The organism is Microbacterium paludicola (genome assembly GCF_039529675.1).
In the GTDB taxonomy this organism is placed as follows: Bacteria; Actinomycetota; Actinomycetes; order Actinomycetales; family Microbacteriaceae; genus Microbacterium; species Microbacterium paludicola.
On record NZ_BAAANG010000003.1, the window covers coordinates 310957 to 327453 of the forward strand.

Annotated in this window: 23 protein-coding genes; 12 read left to right on the top strand and 11 right to left on the bottom strand. The window is 71.2% G+C overall.

What is annotated here, in order from left to right; genetic code table 11:
- Window positions 1-16: 16 nt before the first annotated feature.
- Window positions 17-985, top strand: coding sequence for a siderophore-interacting protein (locus ABD161_RS04245; RefSeq protein WP_343999984.1), 969 nt, complete (start codon window positions 17-19; stop codon window positions 983-985).
- A 6-nt stretch (window positions 986-991) separates the two neighbouring features.
- Here ABD161_RS04245 and ABD161_RS04250 read toward each other — a convergent pair whose 3' ends face one another.
- Entirely contained in the window at window positions 992-1573 is a 582-nt protein-coding gene (locus tag ABD161_RS04250; RefSeq protein ID WP_343999986.1) for a TetR family transcriptional regulator, read from the bottom strand.
- Between the two features lie 72 nt (window positions 1574-1645).
- Between ABD161_RS04250 and ABD161_RS04255 the strand changes: the two genes are divergently transcribed.
- From ABD161_RS04255 to ABD161_RS04275, 5 genes are all read left to right on the top strand, one after another.
- A complete protein-coding gene (locus tag ABD161_RS04255) occupies window positions 1646-2260 on the top strand; it encodes a biotin transporter BioY (RefSeq protein WP_343999988.1) in 615 nt (204 codons plus the stop codon).
- Complete coding sequence (locus ABD161_RS04260; protein WP_343999990.1) at window positions 2257-2991, top strand: energy-coupling factor ABC transporter ATP-binding protein; 735 nt, start codon at window positions 2257-2259, stop codon at window positions 2989-2991. The genes ABD161_RS04255 and ABD161_RS04260 overlap by 4 nt, the downstream gene beginning before the upstream one ends.
- Window positions 2988-3581: an energy-coupling factor transporter transmembrane component T family protein gene (locus ABD161_RS04265; RefSeq protein ID WP_343999992.1), complete on the top strand. Its 594-nt coding sequence runs from the start codon at window positions 2988-2990 to the stop codon at window positions 3579-3581. The genes ABD161_RS04260 and ABD161_RS04265 overlap by 4 nt, the downstream gene beginning before the upstream one ends.
- A 14-nt stretch (window positions 3582-3595) precedes the next feature.
- Window positions 3596-3928, top strand: coding sequence for a CHY zinc finger protein (locus ABD161_RS04270; RefSeq protein WP_343999994.1), 333 nt, complete (start codon window positions 3596-3598; stop codon window positions 3926-3928).
- A gap of 129 nt (window positions 3929-4057) precedes the next feature.
- Entirely contained in the window at window positions 4058-5656 is a 1599-nt protein-coding gene (locus tag ABD161_RS04275; RefSeq protein WP_135113648.1) for an ABC-F family ATP-binding cassette domain-containing protein, read from the top strand.
- An 8-nt stretch (window positions 5657-5664) separates the two neighbouring features.
- Here the strand turns inward: ABD161_RS04275 and ABD161_RS04280 are convergent, their stop codons facing one another.
- The 3 genes from ABD161_RS04280 to ABD161_RS04290 are packed head-to-tail and all read right to left on the bottom strand — an operon-like array spanning window position 5665 to window position 7210.
- Window positions 5665-6510, bottom strand: coding sequence for an SURF1 family cytochrome oxidase biogenesis protein (locus ABD161_RS04280; protein ID WP_343999995.1), 846 nt, complete (start codon window positions 6508-6510; stop codon window positions 5665-5667).
- Window positions 6507-6743 (bottom strand): hypothetical protein, encoded by a 237-nt coding sequence (locus tag ABD161_RS04285; RefSeq protein ID WP_135113535.1) that lies wholly within the window; start codon window positions 6741-6743, stop codon window positions 6507-6509. Before ABD161_RS04285 ends, ABD161_RS04280 begins: the two co-directional genes overlap by 4 nt.
- Entirely contained in the window at window positions 6740-7210 is a 471-nt protein-coding gene (locus ABD161_RS04290) for a DUF3099 domain-containing protein (protein WP_343999997.1), read from the bottom strand. The genes ABD161_RS04285 and ABD161_RS04290 overlap by 4 nt, the downstream gene beginning before the upstream one ends.
- Window positions 7211-7357: 147 nt before the next feature.
- On the opposite strand from ABD161_RS04290, the gene fabG reads away from it, so the two are divergent.
- On the top strand, window positions 7358-8074 hold the full coding sequence (gene fabG, locus ABD161_RS04295) for a 3-oxoacyl-ACP reductase FabG (RefSeq protein WP_343999999.1): 717 nt from the start codon (window positions 7358-7360) through the stop codon (window positions 8072-8074).
- Here fabG and ABD161_RS04300 read toward each other — a convergent pair.
- The 4 genes from ABD161_RS04300 to ABD161_RS04315 are packed head-to-tail and all read right to left on the bottom strand — an operon-like array spanning window position 8071 to window position 11375.
- Window positions 8071-8769: an alpha/beta fold hydrolase gene (locus ABD161_RS04300; RefSeq protein WP_344000001.1), complete on the bottom strand. Its 699-nt coding sequence runs from the start codon at window positions 8767-8769 to the stop codon at window positions 8071-8073. The genes fabG and ABD161_RS04300 overlap by 4 nt on opposite strands.
- A gap of 9 nt (window positions 8770-8778) precedes the next feature.
- Window positions 8779-9510, bottom strand: coding sequence for an alpha/beta fold hydrolase (locus ABD161_RS04305; RefSeq protein WP_344000002.1), 732 nt, complete (start codon window positions 9508-9510; stop codon window positions 8779-8781).
- On the bottom strand, window positions 9510-10034 hold the full coding sequence (locus ABD161_RS04310; RefSeq protein WP_344000003.1) for an NUDIX hydrolase: 525 nt from the start codon (window positions 10032-10034) through the stop codon (window positions 9510-9512). The genes ABD161_RS04305 and ABD161_RS04310 overlap by 1 nt, the downstream gene beginning before the upstream one ends.
- A gap of 21 nt (window positions 10035-10055) precedes the next feature.
- Complete coding sequence (locus ABD161_RS04315) at window positions 10056-11375, bottom strand: HNH endonuclease signature motif containing protein (RefSeq protein WP_344000005.1); 1320 nt, start codon at window positions 11373-11375, stop codon at window positions 10056-10058.
- A 140-nt stretch (window positions 11376-11515) separates the two neighbouring features.
- Between ABD161_RS04315 and ABD161_RS04320 the strand changes: the two genes are divergently transcribed.
- Together ABD161_RS04320 and ABD161_RS04325 are read left to right on the top strand one after the other, a co-directional pair.
- The gene (locus ABD161_RS04320; RefSeq protein ID WP_344000007.1) at window positions 11516-12010 is read left to right on the top strand and encodes a DUF2975 domain-containing protein; all 495 of its coding nucleotides are present in this window, start codon (window positions 11516-11518) and stop codon (window positions 12008-12010) included.
- Complete coding sequence (locus ABD161_RS04325) at window positions 12010-12213, top strand: helix-turn-helix domain-containing protein (protein WP_135113521.1); 204 nt, start codon at window positions 12010-12012, stop codon at window positions 12211-12213. The genes ABD161_RS04320 and ABD161_RS04325 overlap by 1 nt, the downstream gene beginning before the upstream one ends.
- 203 nt (window positions 12214-12416) lie before the next feature.
- Here ABD161_RS04325 and serB read toward each other — a convergent pair whose 3' ends face one another.
- Complete coding sequence (gene serB / locus ABD161_RS04330) at window positions 12417-13052, bottom strand: phosphoserine phosphatase SerB (protein ID WP_233441095.1); 636 nt, start codon at window positions 13050-13052, stop codon at window positions 12417-12419.
- 95 nt (window positions 13053-13147) lie between these two features.
- On the opposite strand from serB, the gene ABD161_RS04335 reads away from it, so the two are divergent.
- A complete protein-coding gene (locus ABD161_RS04335; RefSeq protein WP_135113517.1) occupies window positions 13148-13930 on the top strand; it encodes an ABC transporter ATP-binding protein in 783 nt (260 codons plus the stop codon).
- 92 nt (window positions 13931-14022) lie between these two features.
- Window positions 14023-14274, top strand: coding sequence for a type B 50S ribosomal protein L31 (locus ABD161_RS04340; protein WP_135113515.1), 252 nt, complete (start codon window positions 14023-14025; stop codon window positions 14272-14274).
- Window positions 14275-14335: 61 nt separating this feature from the next.
- On the opposite strand, the gene ABD161_RS04345 is transcribed toward ABD161_RS04340, so the two are convergent.
- A complete protein-coding gene (locus ABD161_RS04345) occupies window positions 14336-14551 on the bottom strand; it encodes a hypothetical protein (protein WP_344000010.1) in 216 nt (71 codons plus the stop codon).
- Window positions 14552-14571: 20 nt separating this feature from the next.
- On the bottom strand, window positions 14572-15276 hold the full coding sequence (locus tag ABD161_RS04350) for a 3'-5' exonuclease (RefSeq protein WP_344000111.1): 705 nt from the start codon (window positions 15274-15276) through the stop codon (window positions 14572-14574).
- A gap of 336 nt (window positions 15277-15612) precedes the next feature.
- On the opposite strand from ABD161_RS04350, the gene ABD161_RS04355 reads away from it, so the two are divergent.
- The gene (locus tag ABD161_RS04355; protein WP_344000012.1) at window positions 15613-16491 is read left to right on the top strand and encodes an alpha/beta fold hydrolase; all 879 of its coding nucleotides are present in this window, start codon (window positions 15613-15615) and stop codon (window positions 16489-16491) included.
- Window positions 16492-16497: the final 6 nt, after the last annotated feature.

Here is a 16497-nt window from a genome sequence, read left to right on the forward strand (position 1 = left end):
CCGTAGACTCGTCGCCGTGACCACCATCGCGCCGCCTGTCATCCGCCCCGCGTACCGCCCGTACCGTGCTGTCGTGCGGCGCGTCGAACGGCTGAGCCCGCACTTCGCGCGGATCACGTTCGCGAGCGACGAGTTCGAGCACTTCGGCACGGCGGGCCTCGATCAGCGGATCAAGCTGATCTTCCCGTTCGCGGACGGATCGCTCTGTGACGTGGGTCAGGACGACGAGGAGCGCCGGCTCGCCGGCGACTGGTATGACACCTGGCGCGCGCTGCCCGAGGAGCGCCGCAACCCGTTCCGCACCTACACGGTCCGCCGGATCGATCCGGTTGCCTGTCTGCTCACCGTCGACTTCGTTGTGCACCACGACGCGGGCCCCGCCGGCACCTGGGCCGAGAACGTGCGCGGCGGCGAGGAGATCGTCATCGTGGGCCCGGACGAGCGCAGCCCGCATTCGCGGGGCGGCATCGACTTCCGGCCCGCGAACGCCTCGCGGCTGCTGCTCATCGGCGACGAGACCGCCGTGCCCGCGATCGGGGGCATCCTCGACTGCCTGCCCGAGGGGCGGACGGCCGACGTCTTCGTCGAGGTTCCGAGTGTTGCCGACGCCGGGGTGTTCGAGGCGCCGAACGCGGGCGTGAACATCCGCTGGATCGTGCGCGAGCGCGAGGGCGGCACCGAGCGGGAGCACGGCGAGGCGCTGATCGAGGCCGTCGCCGACTGGGCGCAGGCTCACCGCGATGTGCTGTCCGTGGCCGTGGCCGCGGCCCCGCGACCGCAGGAACTCGCCGACGTCGACGTCGACCGCGAGATGCTGTGGGACAGCCCCGACCCGATCGAGGGCGAGTTCTACGCCTGGATCGCGGGCGAGGCGGCGACCATCAAGCAGCTGCGCCGGCTGCTCGTCTCGACGCACGGCGTCGACCGCCGCCGGGTGGCGTTCATGGGCTACTGGCGCCGGGGAATCGCCGAGCGCACCGGCTGAGCCGCGTCAGCGCGTGGCGTCGAGGCCGGCGAGGATCATCCGCACGCCGGCCGCGAAGTCGGCGGAGGTCTGCGCGACGACATCCGCCTCGTCCTGGGGATAGGCGCCGAATCGCGCTGCCTGGATGCGCTGCTGCACGAGGGATGCGTGTCCCAGGATGAACTGCAGCAGCACGGTCGCCCCGGACGCGGCGGCGCCGCCGTCCCCGAGCGCGTCGGCGAGGCGCCGGTGGGTGGTGTCGGAGCCGAGGCCGAGCGCCTGCGTGCTCAGCACGACCTCCGCGCCGTCGCGGTGGCTCAGCAGCGCGTCGCGCAGGCCGAGGGCCGCCGCCGTCACATCCACGTCGCGGTCGCCCGTGGCCGGCGCGGGCTCCGCCGCCCCGACGATCCGGTCGGCCACCGCGGCGAGCAGCGACTGCTTGTTCTCGAAGTGCCAGTAGAGGGCGCTCGGCTGCACGCCGAGGGAGCTCGCGAGGCGCCGCATCGAGAGGTCGGGGAGGCCCGTCTCCTCGAGCAGGCGCAGGGCCGTGTCGATGATGCCGTCCCGTGTGTTGCGCTCCATGACGGGGCGCGGGTCACGGGATTCCATGCGGCTCAGTATAGTGAACGGTGTTCAGGTGAACAGTGTTCAGGTCGCTGTTCGAGTCCCTCAGGAGGAACCATGGCGTCGTCCGCCCGTTTCGAGTCGCGCGATCTCGCGCGCATCGCGATCTTCGCCGCGATCATCGTCGTGCTCGGCGTCGCCGGCCAGGTCCCGCTGCCCGTCGGCGTGCCGATCACCCTCCAGACGCTCGGGGTGATGCTCGCGGGGATCGTGCTCGGCCCGGTGCGTGGTGCGGCGGCCGTGCTCGTGGTCCTGCTGCTCGCCGCCGTCGGCCTCCCCGTGCTGTCCGGTGGCCGCGGCGGGCTGGATGTGTTCTTCGGGCCCACGGTCGGCTACATGATCGGCTGGATTCCCGGTGTGATCCTCACCGGCCTCCTCGCTCGCTCCGGACGGACCCGCGGGGCCGACCCCGTGTGGTGGCGCGTCGCGCTCGGCGCGATCGTCGGCGGGATCGGGGTCGTCTACGCGTTCGGCGTGCCGGGCGTCGCCCTGGTCGTCGGCATCCCGCTGGCGGACGCGGCGGTGTCGAGCCTTGTCTTCCTCCCCGGCGACCTGGCGAAGGCCGTCGTCGCGACCGTGCTGGCGCTCGCGCTGTGGCGGGCGTACCCGCCGGCGTTCGCCCTCGCACCGGCCGCGCCGCGCGCCGGGGAATCCGTGCCCGCCGCCCGATGACGCGCACGTCGGAGCCCGGTGCGCCGGTGATCGAGCTCGACCGGGTCTCGGTGGAGCTCGGGGGGCGGGCGGTGCTGCGTGACGTCTCGGTGCGGCTGGATCAGGGCCGGATCGCCGTGATCGGGGCGAACGGATCCGGCAAGTCCACCTTCGCGCGGCTCCTCAACGGCCTCGTCGCGCCGACGTCCGGCCGGGTGAGCGTGCACGGCATCGATGCCTCCCGCGAGGCGCGACGCATCCGGGACCTCGTGGGCTTCGTCTTCACCAACCCGGATGCCCAGATCCTCATGCCCACGGTCGCCGAGGACATCGCGCTGTCCCTGCGAGGCACCGGCCTGCCGCGCGACGCGGTCGCGGCGCGCGTCATGGCTGAGCTCGAGCGCTATGGGCTCGCCGACCGAGGCGACCAGCCCGTGTACAGCCTCTCCGGCGGGCAGAAGCAGCTGGTCGCCCTGATCGCCGTGCTCATCCGCCGGCCGGCGGTGCTCGTCGCGGACGAGCCGACGACGCTTCTCGACCTCGGCAACGCGCGGCGGATCGGCGAACTCCTCGCCCCCGCGGCCGCGGATGAGGCGATCGCGGCACAGACCGTGATCGTCACCCACGACCTGGATCTCGCGGCACGTTGCGACGTCGCCCTGCGCTTCTCGGAGGGGCGCCTCGTCGAGGTGGGGGCGCCCGCCGAGGTGATCGCGCGGTATCGCGCGGAGCACGAGGACGCACGACGGTGATCTCCCTCTACCGGCCGGGTACGAGCCCCCTGCACCGCGCGCCGGCGGGCGCGAAGCTCGCCGGCATGGCGGTGCTCGCGGTGGCGATCTCCCTCGTCGCCCGCACGCCGCTGATGGCCGGCGTCGCGGTGATCACGGTCTTCGGTGCCTTCCTGCTCGGCGGCTTCGGACCGGTGACGTGGCTCCGGCAGCTGTGGGCTGCGCGCTGGATCGCCGTGTTCGTCGCGGTCACCCAGTTCGTGTTCCTGACCCCCGCGGATGCTGTGGTCAACACCACGCGGGTCGTCTCCGTGGTGATGCTCGCGGGGCTGCTGACCCTCACCACGCGCACCTCGGAGCTGCTCGGGGCCCTGCAGCGGGTGCTGTCGCCGCTGCGGCGCCTGGGAGTCGATCCGTGGCGCGTGGGCTTCACGCTCACGCTGACGATCGCGCTGGTGCCGGTCGTCGCCGACTTCGCCGCGCGCATCCGCGAGGCCCAGCGAGCCCGCGGGGTGCGGATCGGCCCGCGCGGCATCGTGACGCTGCTTGTGATGTCGCTGCGGCACGCGGACGATGTCGCCGACGCGCTCACGGCACGGGGGATCGCGTGAGCACGGGAGATCGCGTGAGTGCGGGCATTCGGGTCGGCGTTCACCGCGTCCACGGTGCGGTGGTCGACGCGCAGACGCGCTGCGCGCACTGGGCGGGCCCGCTCGACGTGCTGGCGATCCTGTTCCCCTGCTGCGGCCGGTGGTACCCGTGTCACTCGTGCCACGAGGAGCACGCGGACCATCCGGCACGCCCGTGGCCGGCCCGCGTCCGCGAGGCGCAGGCGCTGCTGTGCGGCGTCTGCGGCGAGACGTCGTCGATCGACGAGTACCTCGCCGCCGGGGAGTGCGCCCGCTGTCGCGCCGGGTTCAACCCGAACTGCCTCCACCACCACCTCTACTTCGCCTGAGAGCGGGCCGGCGCTCGGGAGACGCTCGGACGCGGGTCCCTATACTGGGACGCTGGCCCGCCTTCGACAGGTTCTCGGGCCGACACCCCCTGAGCAGGCCGCGCGACGCGCGGGGAATGGATGTCCGCTGTGCTCGCCGTGCACGACCTCGAGATCCGCGTCGGCGCGCGCATGCTCATGTCCGACGTCTCGTTCCGCGTCAGCCCCGGCGACAAGGTCGGCCTCGTCGGCCGCAACGGCGCCGGCAAGACCACGCTCACCAAGGTGCTCGCGGGCGACCTCATCCCGGCGAACGGCCGCGTCGAGCGCACCGGAGAGCTCGGCTACCTGCCGCAGGACCCCCGCAGCGGCGATCCGGAGCAGCTCGCGCGCACCCGCATCCTCGACGCCCGCGGGCTCGGCTCGCTGCAGCTCGGGATGCACGAGGCGTCGCTCGAGATGGCCTCCACGGACGAGAAGGTCGCCGCCAAGGCGATGAAGCGCTACGCGCACTACATGGAGCGGTTCGAGGCGCTCGGCGGGTACACGGCCGAGGCCGAGGCGGCGACGATCGCGAACAACCTCTCGCTTCCCGACCGCATCCTCGACCAGCCGCTGAAGACGCTCTCGGGCGGCCAGCGTCGCCGCATCGAGCTCGCGCGCATCCTGTTCTCCGACGCGGAGTCGATGATCCTGGACGAGCCGACGAACCACCTCGACGCCGACAGCGTCGTGTGGCTGCGCGACTTCCTGAAGTCGTACAAGGGCGGGCTGATCGTGATCAGCCACGACGTCGACCTCGTCGAGGAGACCGTGAACCGGGTGTTCTACCTGGACGGCAACCGCCAGGTCATCGACATCTACAACATGGGCTGGAAGCACTACCTGCGACAGCGCGTGGCCGACGAGGAGCGCCGCAAGAAGGAGCGCGCCAACGCCGAGAAGAAGGCGTCGGCGCTGCAGGATCGCGCCGCCCGCTTCGGTGCGAAGGCGTCGAAGGCGGCCGCCGCGCACCAGATGGTCGCGCGCGCCGAGAAGCTGCTCGAGGGGCTCGAGGAGGTGCGCCAGGTCGACCGCGTCGCGGCGCTGCGCTTCCCGAAGCCGGCGCCCTGCGGTAAGACGCCGCTGATGGCGAAGTCGCTGTCGAAGTCGTACGGCGCGCTCGAGATCTTCGCGGGCGTCGACCTCGCGATCGATCGCGGCTCGAAGGTCGTTGTGCTCGGCCTCAACGGCGCGGGCAAGACCACGCTGCTGCGGATCCTCGCGGGCGCCGACAAGAGCGACACCGGGCAGATCGAGCCGGGCCACGGCCTGAAGATCGGCTACTACGCGCAGGAGCACGAGAACCTCGATGTGAAGCGCTCGGTGCTCGAGAACATGGTCTCTGCCGCGCCGAACCTGAACGAGACCGAGGCGCGCAAGGTGCTCGGCTCGTTCCTGTTCACGGGCGACGACGTCCACAAACCGGCCGGCGTGCTGTCGGGCGGCGAGAAGACCCGCCTGTCGCTCGCCACCCTCGTGGTCTCGAGCGCGAACGTCCTGCTGCTCGACGAGCCGACGAACAACCTCGATCCGGCATCGCGCGAGGAGATCCTCGGCGCCCTTGCGCACTACGAGGGTGCGGTCGTCCTCGTCTCGCACGACGAGGGCGCCGTCGAGGCGCTGAACCCCGAGCGGGTGCTGCTGCTGCCCGACGGCGTCGAGGACATCTGGAACAAGTCGTACCTCGACCTGATCACGCTCGCGTAGGCGCGCGATCAGGCGTCGAGGAGCGCATCCTCTTCGTCAGCGTCGCGGTCGCGGCGGCGCGGCTTCGCGCGCGCGGGCGCCGCAGTCGGGAGCTCATCGTCGTCGTCACCCTCGGCGTCCTCGTGGCGCGCCCTGACCTCCGTGCGGATCATGTAGGCGATGAAGACGAAGCCCATGATGGCGAACAGGATCCACTGGATCGCGTACGACAGGTGCGGTCCGGGGTCCTCGGTGGGTGCGGCGACCGCGGCGGGGCGGGCCTCCGCCGGCGCCGGGTTCTCGCTGACGAGCTGGCCGTAGAACGCGGTCTCGGTCTCGGGACCCGTGAGGTCCGCCACCGACGGCAGGTGGATGGTCGGCAGCTGACCCTCGGGTGCGGAGCGACCGGATGACGGCAGGGGCTCGCCGGGACGGATCCGCGCGATCACGGTGACCTCGCCCGTGGGCGGGGCGGACACCGCATCCGGGACGGCGTCCTCGCCCGGCGGAACCCAGCCGCGGTCGATCACGACGATCCGGCCGTCGGCGAGCTGGAAGGGCACAAGCACCTCGAACGCGCTTGTGCCGCCCTGCGCGCGGTTGCGGACGAGCAGCTGCTCCTCGGCCAGATAGCGCCCGGCGAGACGGACGGGGTGCCACTCGTCCTGTGGGGCGAACCCGCGGTCGAGCACCTCTTCGACCGGCAGGGGAGCGGCGTCGTAGTTCGCCTCGACGAGCTCGAGCATCGCGGCGCGGTCCTCGTTGCGCGTGAACTGCCAGTGCGACAGGAATCCGCACGCGATGGCGAACAGGACGGCGATGAGTGCGTAGACGCTCCAGCGCGTGGCGCGGTTCTGCGAGAAGGGGGCGCTCATGCGTCAGCCTCCTTGGGCACGCCGGCAGTGACCTCGAGCGGGAAGTCGCGTGCCGCGAGGAACTCGCGCAGGTAGTCGACGTGCGCGTCGCACGCGAGCCAGATCTTGCGGCGATCGGCCGTGTGGATCTTGGGGTTGCGCCACGCGATCGACCAGGTCGCCGTGTCGCCGCAGCCGGCACGCGAGCAGGTCGGCTCCGCGAGGCCTCCGCCGTTGAGCAGGTCGCCGATCATGTGCGGTCCTCGTCGTCGGGCGCGAAGGTGGGCCGCGCGGCGGGGTCGGCGGTGGGGCGCGCGGGGGTCTCGGCGGCGGGACGCGCGGGGGTCTCGGCGGCGGGACGCGCGGGGGTCTCGGCGATGCGGATCACCGTCGGCTCCGCGGGGGCCGCTTCCGTCTTCTCCTCGACCGGAGCAGCGTCGAGCGCCGCCGCCACGGGACGTTCGGCGACGGGAACGTTGCGGCCGCTCGCGGCGTTCGCGCCGACCACGGCGATGTAGGGGAGGAAGATCGCGCCGACGGCGAAGACGAACGTGTACCAGCCGTAGGGCGTGATGAGTGCCATGAGCAGCAGGCAGGTGATCCGGATCCCCATCGTGAGCAGGTAGTTGCGCACGCGGACGCCCGCGTCGTCGGCCGGGGCGACCGGCAGCGAGGTCGCCGACTGCGCGGCGGAGGAGGGCTCTCGGCGGGGGGATCTCACGGTCCATCAAGCCTACGCCGCTGTCCCTCCGGTACAGCCGTGCGTCGGGATGCTTGTGCGCGCCCGCACCGGGGTCGGCGTGAGGTGCGTCAGTAGGCTTGCCAGGATCGGCGAGCCAGTGGATCGCCAGGACAGGAGAGCAGCATCGTGAGCAGTGCAGAGGGACGCGTCGTCCTCGTCACCGGCGGCAACCGCGGCATCGGTCGGGCCATCGCCGAGCGCTTCGTGGAGGAGGGGTACCGCGTCGCGGTGACCGCCCGCAGCGGCGAAGGACCCGAGGGCACGCTCACGGTGCGTGCGGACGTGACCGACGGCGCCGCGGTGGACGCCGCGTTCGCCGAGGTCGAGCAGCAGCTCGGCCCGGTCGAGATCGTCGTCGCGAACGCCGGCATCACCAAGGACACGCTGCTCATGCGGATGAGCGAGGACGACTTCGACAGCGTCGTCGCCACGAATCTCGGCGGATCGTTCCGCGTGGTCAAGCGCGCGTCGAAGGGGATGCTGAAGGCGCGGTTCGGTCGCGTCATCCTGATCTCGAGCGTCGTCGGTCTGCTGGGTTCGGCGGGCCAGGTCAACTACGCCTCGTCGAAGAGCGCACTGGTCGGCTTCGCTCGCTCGCTCACCCGGGAGCTGGGAGCGCGCGGCATCACCACGAACGTCGTCGCCCCGGGCTTCATCGAGACGGACATGACCGCCGAGCTTCCCGAGGCGACGCAGGCCGAGTACCGCAAGTCGATCCCCGCGGGCCGCTACGGCAGCGCCGCCGAGGTCGCCGCGGCCGTCACCTGGCTCGCCTCCGATGACGCCGGCTACATCTCCGGCGCCGTGATCCCGGTCGACGGTGGCCTCGGGATGGGGCACTAGACCCGGTCGGCGGCCTTCAGGATCTCGGCCGCCAGCAGTTCCGGCTTCGAGAACTGGGGCCAGTGGGCCGTGCCGAGCTTGACGACCTCGACGTCCTGGATCCGGTCGAAGTTCTCGCCCCAGGCCGGCCACTCCGCGAGCATCCCGCGCAGCTCGGCCTCGTCCTGCCCGCCCGCCAGAACCGTCACCGGCACCGCGAAGCGGCGGTCGTCGTTCAGCTGAAGCTCATCGGTGGGCACGCGCGCAGGGACGGACTTCGTCGTCGGCGCGGTGCGCCTGCGCGTCTCGTCATCGAGATCGGCGGCGTCGTCGCCGAAGAAGTCCCAGCCGGGGAACGGCACCACGCCGTCGACGACCGGGAACTCGGAGATGCCCGAGCCGCTGGGCGGCGGCATCGTGTCCACCAGGATGACGCGCGCGATCTTCTCGGGGCGGCGATCGGCGACGCCCCATGCGACGTTGCCGCCGCCCGAGTGGCCGACCACGACGACGGGGCCTGCGGCCGCGTCGACGCGCTGCACGACCGCGTCGACCCAGTCGTCGATGCCGATGTCCTGCGACTCGGTCGCGGGCGCGCCGACGCCCGGGAGGGTGAGCGGGTGCACGCGGTGTCCCGCGGCTTCGAGCGTCGGGACCACGTCGTCCCACGAGGAGGCGTCGAGCCAGAGGCCCGGGATCAGGATGATGTCTGCCATGCCCGCAGGCTATGACGGGCCACCGACATCCGGCGAGAAGATCTCGGGCAGAGCCGCGACGAAGGCGTCGAAGTGGCTGTACCAGACGGTGTGGGCGGCGCCGGGGATGCTGCGGACGTCCACGCCGTGGTCCCGCAGCACCCGGGCGTCCGCGTCGGTGACGAACTCGCTCGGCTCGGCGCGCAGGACGATAGATCCCGGGGAAGGCGCCCACGAGCCGCCCGGGCCGGCAGAGATCGAGGCGGACGTCGCCGGATCGAATCGCTCGGCTGCGCGTCCCTCGACGACGGCGTCCGCCTCGCTGTAGTGGGAGCGGGTCTCACGCAGCCGCTGCGGGGTCCGGACCCGCTTGTCGCGCTTGTATCGCGCCAGGGTGGCGTCGCGATCCGCGCCACCGGGGAACGCGAGGGGCGCGTCCACATACACCGCGAGACGGGGCCGCATCCTCTCCGCGGCCGCCGCGAGCAGGAGTGCGCCGTACGAGTGTCCGATCGCGACGGCGGGCGGATGGTCGACGAACGCCCGCACCGTGTCGACGACAGCGTCGGCGGCGCCCTCGAGCGTCATCGTCGGGTCGCGCGGCGACAGCCCGTGCCCCGGCAGGTCGACGGCGAGCACCCGGTATCCGGCATGGAGGAGCTGGGGCACGACCCGCTGCCAGCTCTCGGCGGAGCCGAGCATCCCGTGAAGCAGGACCGCGCAGCGAGGCCCGCTGCCGGCCTCCACGACATTCAGCAGCATCAGCGCAGACCCTCGGCGATGGCGTCCTTCATCGGCTGCCAGAGCGCCTCGAGACGTGGGAGCCACGGCGCTGCGAACGCGTCGAGGCGCCGGAGGCGCTCGACGTCGTCCGTGGTGACCCACTCGGCCTCCGCCACCTCTTCGGGATCAAGCGCCAGCACTGACCCATCCGGAAACGGCGCCGTATAGACGTCGACGAGCGCCGAGGGCTCGGTGAATCGGCCGACGAACCGGAAGCGAGCCGGATCGGGGGACAGGCCGGTCTCCTCGCGGAGCTCACGGGTGGCCGCCTCGACGCTCGTCTCGCCGGCGAGGGCGCTTCCGGCAGGGAACTCCCACGTCAGGGGATAGTCCTTCCCGGCGGCGCGGCGAGTGATCAACACCGCACCATCAGGCCGGTAGACGCAGGTCGCGGACACGATGTGGAAGAACCCGGGCGGGATCTCGCCGATCCCGCGCCGGTGGGTGCGTTCCACCGTGCGTCCGCGATGGTCCGTCAGGTCCCAGAGTTCACCCGTGCCCATGCGTCCATGGTGGCAGGCGCGTCAGAAGGGGGCGCGTGGCCCGCCGGTGTAGATGAGGGGTGGGCCTTCGGTGTAGTCGTAGCCGCAGGGACTGGTGATGCGGGTGCGACCGTGCCCGAGGTTCTGCCATCGCCAGGGGGCGTGGTGCTTGAGCATGTGGTGCTGCTCGCAGACGCAGTTCAGGTTGTCGACGTCCGTGACTCCGCCCGCCGAGTAGGGGATCGTGTGGTCGAGGTCGCAGTGTTTGGCCTTGGTCTCGCACCCGGGGACGCGGCAGGTCTTGTCCCGTGCGAGGAGGTACCGGCGTTGGGCTGCCGTGGGGGTGTAGTGGTCGACGGTGAGCAGCGCCCCGGTGTCGGGATCGAGGAAGATCCGCTCCCAGCCGGCGGTCGTGCCGGCGAGACGGCGGGCCGTGTCGGGGTCGATGGGGCCGTAGCCGGCAAGGAGGGCGGGGCCGTCGTCGAGGCCGATGAGGGTGGTGACGGGGATGGTGACCTCCACCGTGGCGCGGATGTCCTGCTCGATGTCGTGCCCGGTGGGGATGCCGGTCAGGAGGAGGTCGAGGGCGAGGTCGGCGCGCAGCTGGCCGAGGTGACGATCGTCGTGGTACTTCGCCGCGTCCGGGGACTGCGGCGCTGGCTCGATGCCGTCGAGTTCCCGGGTCACCCGGCGCCGGTCGCGTTTGACGGCGCGGGCACCGGCGGTGAGGCGGTCGTAGGCCCCGTGAATCACGACGGCGTTGCCGATGATGGCGAGCATCGACTGCCCGTCGGGGAGGTCATCCAGGAACACCCGTCGCTCCGCGCGGGCCTTCTCGTGACGGACCGCGAGCGCGTCGGGGTGGTGCCGCTCGGCCGCCAGCGCGGCGGTCTCCTTTGTGCGGTGCGGCGTGGTCTTCTCCGCCAGCGCGACGACTTCCGTCTCGTACGCGGCCCGCGCTTCGGGGCCGGGGATCCCGATCCCGGCGGCGGTGATCTCGCGGGCGTGACGGTCGGTGATCCGCCCCGCCGCCAGGGCGGCGTGCGTGGCCGGGAACTTCTCGACCAGCTCGGCGGCGCGCTCCATTCGCCCCTGCATCGCCCGGGGCGACTCCCGAAGCGCCAATGCGAGCTCGGTAGCCATTGACCGGATCGGGAACGCGTAGTCGCTGTGCGAGGGCATCCGCTCGAGCTGCCCGACCGCGATGCTGTTCAGGGCTGCCAGCTCTGCCGCCTCCTGCGCATCCAGCCGCGCTCGCTCGGCCCGGATCTCCTTCAGCCGCTCGACGCCCGCGCGCGTCCGGGCCTTCTCGCCCGAGGTGAAACCCCAGGTGAGACCATCGGAATCCGCGAACTTCGGCATGCATCAAGCGTCCCACGAGCCTCGGACATCCGTTCGAATCTCTGGCCTATGTGGAGAATCGAGGGGCTCACCTCCTGTGTGGACGACAGTGCGCCCAGCATCTATTGACTTTCGATAGGTGATCTATCGAAGATCGATGCATGGACCACGATCTCCCGAAGCCGCCGCTCGCGCTTGTCGTCCTCACCCAGGCGCTCCTGGCGGCGCTGCTCCTCGGCGGCATCGGGGTGATCGCCCTCCTGCCGGCTATGTCGGCGAGCGTCGCCGCGGCGCTTCCCGAGTACGCATCTCTGCGGACGCCCCTGCTCGCTCTCGCGATCGCGATCGTCCTGCTCGCTCTCGTCACGCTCGCCATGGTCGCTCTGCTCGTCCAACGGATCCACGCCGGCACCGTCCTCGCGCGACCGTTCCTCCTGTGGGTCGACGTGATCGTCTCGACGTTGATCTGCGCCGCTGCGCTGGTGGTCGTCGCATTCGTCGTCATCGGCGTGGGGCAGGCGGGAAGCCCCTGGCTTGCGCTCATCCTGGTGACCGCGTGCCTCGCCCTCACCGCGCTCGCCTGCATCACTCTCGTGCTGCGGTCACTCCTCGGCCACGCGATCCGGCTGCGCACCGAACTCGACGAGGTCGTGTGATGGCGATCCGCATCTCGATCGATCGGATGCTGCGGGAGCGCGGGATGAGCGTCGGCGACTTCGCCGACGCCATCGGCATCACCCCGGCGAACGTCGCGGTGCTCAAGAACGGGCGGGCGCGCGCCGTGCGGTTCACCACCCTGGACGCCATCTGCCGCGTCCTCGACTGCCAGCCGGGTGACCTCCTGCACTACGAGGCCTGAGCGGGCTTCACTACGCGGCCTCAGCGAGCGCGCGGACTCCTCGGCTCACACGTCGCGAAGCACCTGGTCGATCCATTCGATCCTCTCGCGCATTGCGCGGACATATGGCGACACGGGCATGTGGACACCATCGTGACGAGCCTCGCGATGTGCCTTCGGAAACCTAGTCAAGGCCGAGCGGTAGCGCGGACTTCATGCTCGCCTCAGAACGGCAGCAGCGGGATGACCTGGGACAGGTTGACCGGACCGATCACCAGGGGAGCCGCGCGACGGACGGCGGGCTTGGCGTTGAAGGCGAGGCCGAGGCCGGCGGCCTCCAGCATGAGCAGGTCGTTCGCCCCGTCGCCGATCGCGATCGTGCGCGACATCGGCACACCGTGCTCGTGTGCCCAGCGGGTCAGCCACTCGCGCTTGGCGGCGGCATCCACGATCGGGCCGTCGACCTCGCCCGTCAGCACGCCATCCGCGGCGAGCAGGCGGTTCGCGCGCCAGAGGTCGACGCCGAGATGCGGGGCGAGCTCGTCGAGGATCTCGTGGAACCCGCCGGAGACGACGCCCACGAGTCCGCCGCGCGCGTGCACGGCGTCGATCAGGGCTGTCACGCCCGGCGTCGGCTCGATCCGGGCCCGCACCCGCACGAACGAGGCGACCGGCACCCCGGTGAGCTCCCGCACCCGCGACCGCAGGCTCTGGGCGAAGTCGACCTCGCCGCGCATCGCCGCCTCGGTGGCGGCGGCGACCTCCGCGCCCCGCCCGGCCTCATCCGCGATCAGCTCGATGACCTCGTTGCGGATCAGAGTGGAGTCGGCGTCGAGGACGACGAGAAAGCGCGCGGTCACGAGTGACGAGCGTAGCGCCCGGCACACCGCGCCCGTGCCCGACCGAGCCCGCGCGTCCGCGCTGGGGGCCCCATCCGGATAGGTAGGCTGAACGCATGCCCACTGTGCTCTCCTTCGAAGACGTCGTGGTCCGCCGAGAAGGTCGGAACATCGTGGATGGACTCACCTGGGCGGTGAACGACGACGAGCGCTGGGTTGTGCTCGGCCCGAACGGCGCCGGCAAGACGACGATCCTGCAGCTCGCCGACACGCTCATCCACCCGACCGCCGGCACTGTCGACATCCTGGACGAGCGCCTCGGCCGGACGGACGTGTTCGAGCTGCGCCCCCGCATCGGCTTCGCGTCCTCCGCGCTGGCAAAGCGCATCCCGGCGGACGAGACCGTGCTGAACGCGGTGCTGACCGCCGCCTACTCGGTGCTCGGCCGCTGGAACGAGCAGTACGAGAACATCGACGAGCGCCGCGCACTGCGTGTGCTACAGGAGTGGCGTCTCGACCACCTCGCCGACCGCACCTTCGGCACCCTGAGCGAGGGCGAGCAGAAGCGCGTCCAGGTCGCCCGCGCGATCATGACCGACCCCGAGCTGCTGCTGCTCGACGAGCCCACCGCGAGCCTCGACCTCGGCTCGCGCGAGGTTCTCGTCGGTCTGCTCAGCGAGTATGCGAAGTCGCCGGTCACGCCGGCCCTCGTTATGGTGACGCACCACGTCGAGGAGATCCCCGCCGGGTTCACCCACGTGCTGCTGCTGCGCGACGGGAAGATCGTCGCCGCCGGCCCGATCCCCGAGACGCTCACCGAGGAGAACCTCTCGGAGACGTTCGGCGTGCAGATCAAGCTGAGCGAGGACGGCGGCCGCTACGCCGCACGCGCCCACTGACAGCGGTCTCAACGGCGGGTTGAGTCTGGTAGACTCGTTCGCTGGTGCCCAAGCACCGGAAGACTTTTCAAAATCTCTTGGCAAGGACCCCCATGAAGACTGACATCCACCCCGAGTACAAGGCGGTCGTGTTCCGCGACCTCGGTTCGGGCGAGACCTTCCTCACCCGTTCGACCGTGACCAGCGACAAGACCATCGAGCTCGACGGCGTCGAGTACCCGGTCATCGATGTCGAGATCTCGTCGGCGTCGCACCCGTTCTACACGGGTAAGCAGCGCATCATGGACTCGGCCGGTCGCGTCGAGAAGTTCAACCAGCGCTTCAAGAACTTCGGCTCCAAGTAAGCCCTCGTTCTTCAGAAGGCCCCGCTTCGGCGGGGCCTTTCGCGTTTTCCGGGGTGACGGATCACTCGTCGACGTGGATCTCGATGGTCCCGTTGTCGAAATCGAGCACGCCCGGGCCCGTGTCGGGGCTCGGCGCGGGGACCGGGATGATCTTGAGCGACTGCGCCTCGATGTCGGCGTTGTGAGCCGAGGGACGCCAGACCGCGTCCATCGCGGATCCTGCGCCCTGCAGCGGGTACTTCCGCCTCAGGCGGTCCATCCCGTCGTCGTGCGCCATGGGGCGAGGTTACGCCGGGGTCAGCGCACGGGCCAGGATCCGTCGAGCGCTTCGGTCGGCTCGAGCCGGCCGATCGAGATGAAGTACTCCGTGAGGCTCTCGGCCTGCTCGCGCGCCCAGCCGATCTGGCGGGTGTGGAGCTCGAGCGGATCCTCGGGCAGGCGATCGGCGAACCGGTTCGCCAGCGCGAGGGCGACGCGCCCCGCGGCGATCGCGTCGGCGGATGCCTCGTGGGCCGACTCCAGCGGCACGGCATAGTGCGCGGCGACGACGTCAAGCGTGCGCTTTCCCTTGCGGTAGCGGTCGAGCGTCTTGTCGATCACCAGCGGATCGATCACCGGCGCGGGGGAGTCGAGGCACTCGAGCCCGTGGCGCTCTCCCTCGTACTTCAGCAGCGAGAAGTCGTAGGCGGCGTTGTAGGCGACGACGGGGATGCCGCCCGCGAGCAGCGTGCGCAGCGCCGCAGTCACCTCCGCGACGACCTCTCCGGCGGGCCTGCCGTGCGCCCGTGCGTGCTCGGTCGTGATGCCGTGGACAGCGGTCGCGCCCTCCGGGATCTCGATTCCGGGGTCGGCGAGCCAGTGCTCCTCGTGCACGACCTCGCCCGACGCATCGAGCAGGCCCACGTAGGCAGTCACGATGCGGTCCTCGGCCACGTCCACGCCGGTCGTCTCCAGATCGAACACGCCGATCCTGCTCGTCCAGCGGTCGGGAGCCACCTCCACGAGCGCCTCGACGGATGCCTCGGCCTCGACCCGGACGGACGGTGCGACCTCGACGGTCGCCTCCACCACGGTCTCGACGTGGACCTCGATCACCGGCTCGGGCTCGGGGGCGACCGCCACCTCGACGCGCGTGTCGACCTCGACGGTCGTCTCGACGCGCGGGACCCAGGTGATCGCCTCGCCCGGGTGGTCGAGCTCGTCAAGCTCGAACAGCGGGGGCGGATCCGGCCACGACCTCGTCATGATCCACACCGTAGAGCGCGCCGCCGACATCACCGGGAAGCCACACCGCGGAGCGCTCACGAACGCCCAGCGGACCCTCCGTAGACTCGACGGGTGCCCGTCGCCTCGCCCTACGCCGCCCAGCTCGCCGAGATCCCCGTGGCAAGGCACGAGGTGGATGTGCTGGGCGGTCGCACCGCCTACTGGACGTACGGGCCCGACGACGCCGCGATCACGGTCCTGGCGGTGCACGGGTTCCGCGGGGAGCACCACGGGCTCGAACCCGTTGTGGCGTTCCTTCCCGAGGTGCGGCTGATCATGCCGGATCTTCCGGGGTTCGGCGAGACGGCGCCCCTTCCCGGCCGGCGCCACGACATCGAGGCGTACGCCGACTGGCTCGACGCGTTCCACGCCGCGGTCGCTCCCGAGTCGATCATCCTCGGCCATTCCTTCGGCTCGATCGTCTCGGCCGCCGCCGTCGCGCGCGGCCTCCGGACGCCCCGGCTCGTCCTCGTCAACCCGATCGGCGCTCCCGCGCTCGAGGGCCCCCGTGGCATCCTGACGCGGCTCGCGATCTTCTACTACTGGGCGGGGGCGCGGCTGCCGCGCGCGATCGGCACGTGGCTGCTGCGCAGCAAGCTGATCGTGCGGGTCATGTCGATCGCGATGGCGAAGACCCGCGACCCGCAGCTGCGGGCCTTCATCCACGATCAGCACGACCGCTACTTCTCGAACTTCGCCGACCGCGACGTGCTGCACGACGCGTTCGTCACGAGCGTGTCGCACGACGTCAGCCAGTACGCCGAGCGGATCGCCGCACCGACGCTGCTGATCGCCGCCGACCGCGACGACATCACTCCGATCGAGGCGGAGCGGGTGCTCGCGACGCGCTTCGCCGACGCGCGCCTTGTCGAGATCGCCGACGTCGGCCACCTCATCCACTACGAGAAGCCGGCCGAGGCGGCCGCGGCGATCCGGTCCTTCCTCGCCTGAGACAGC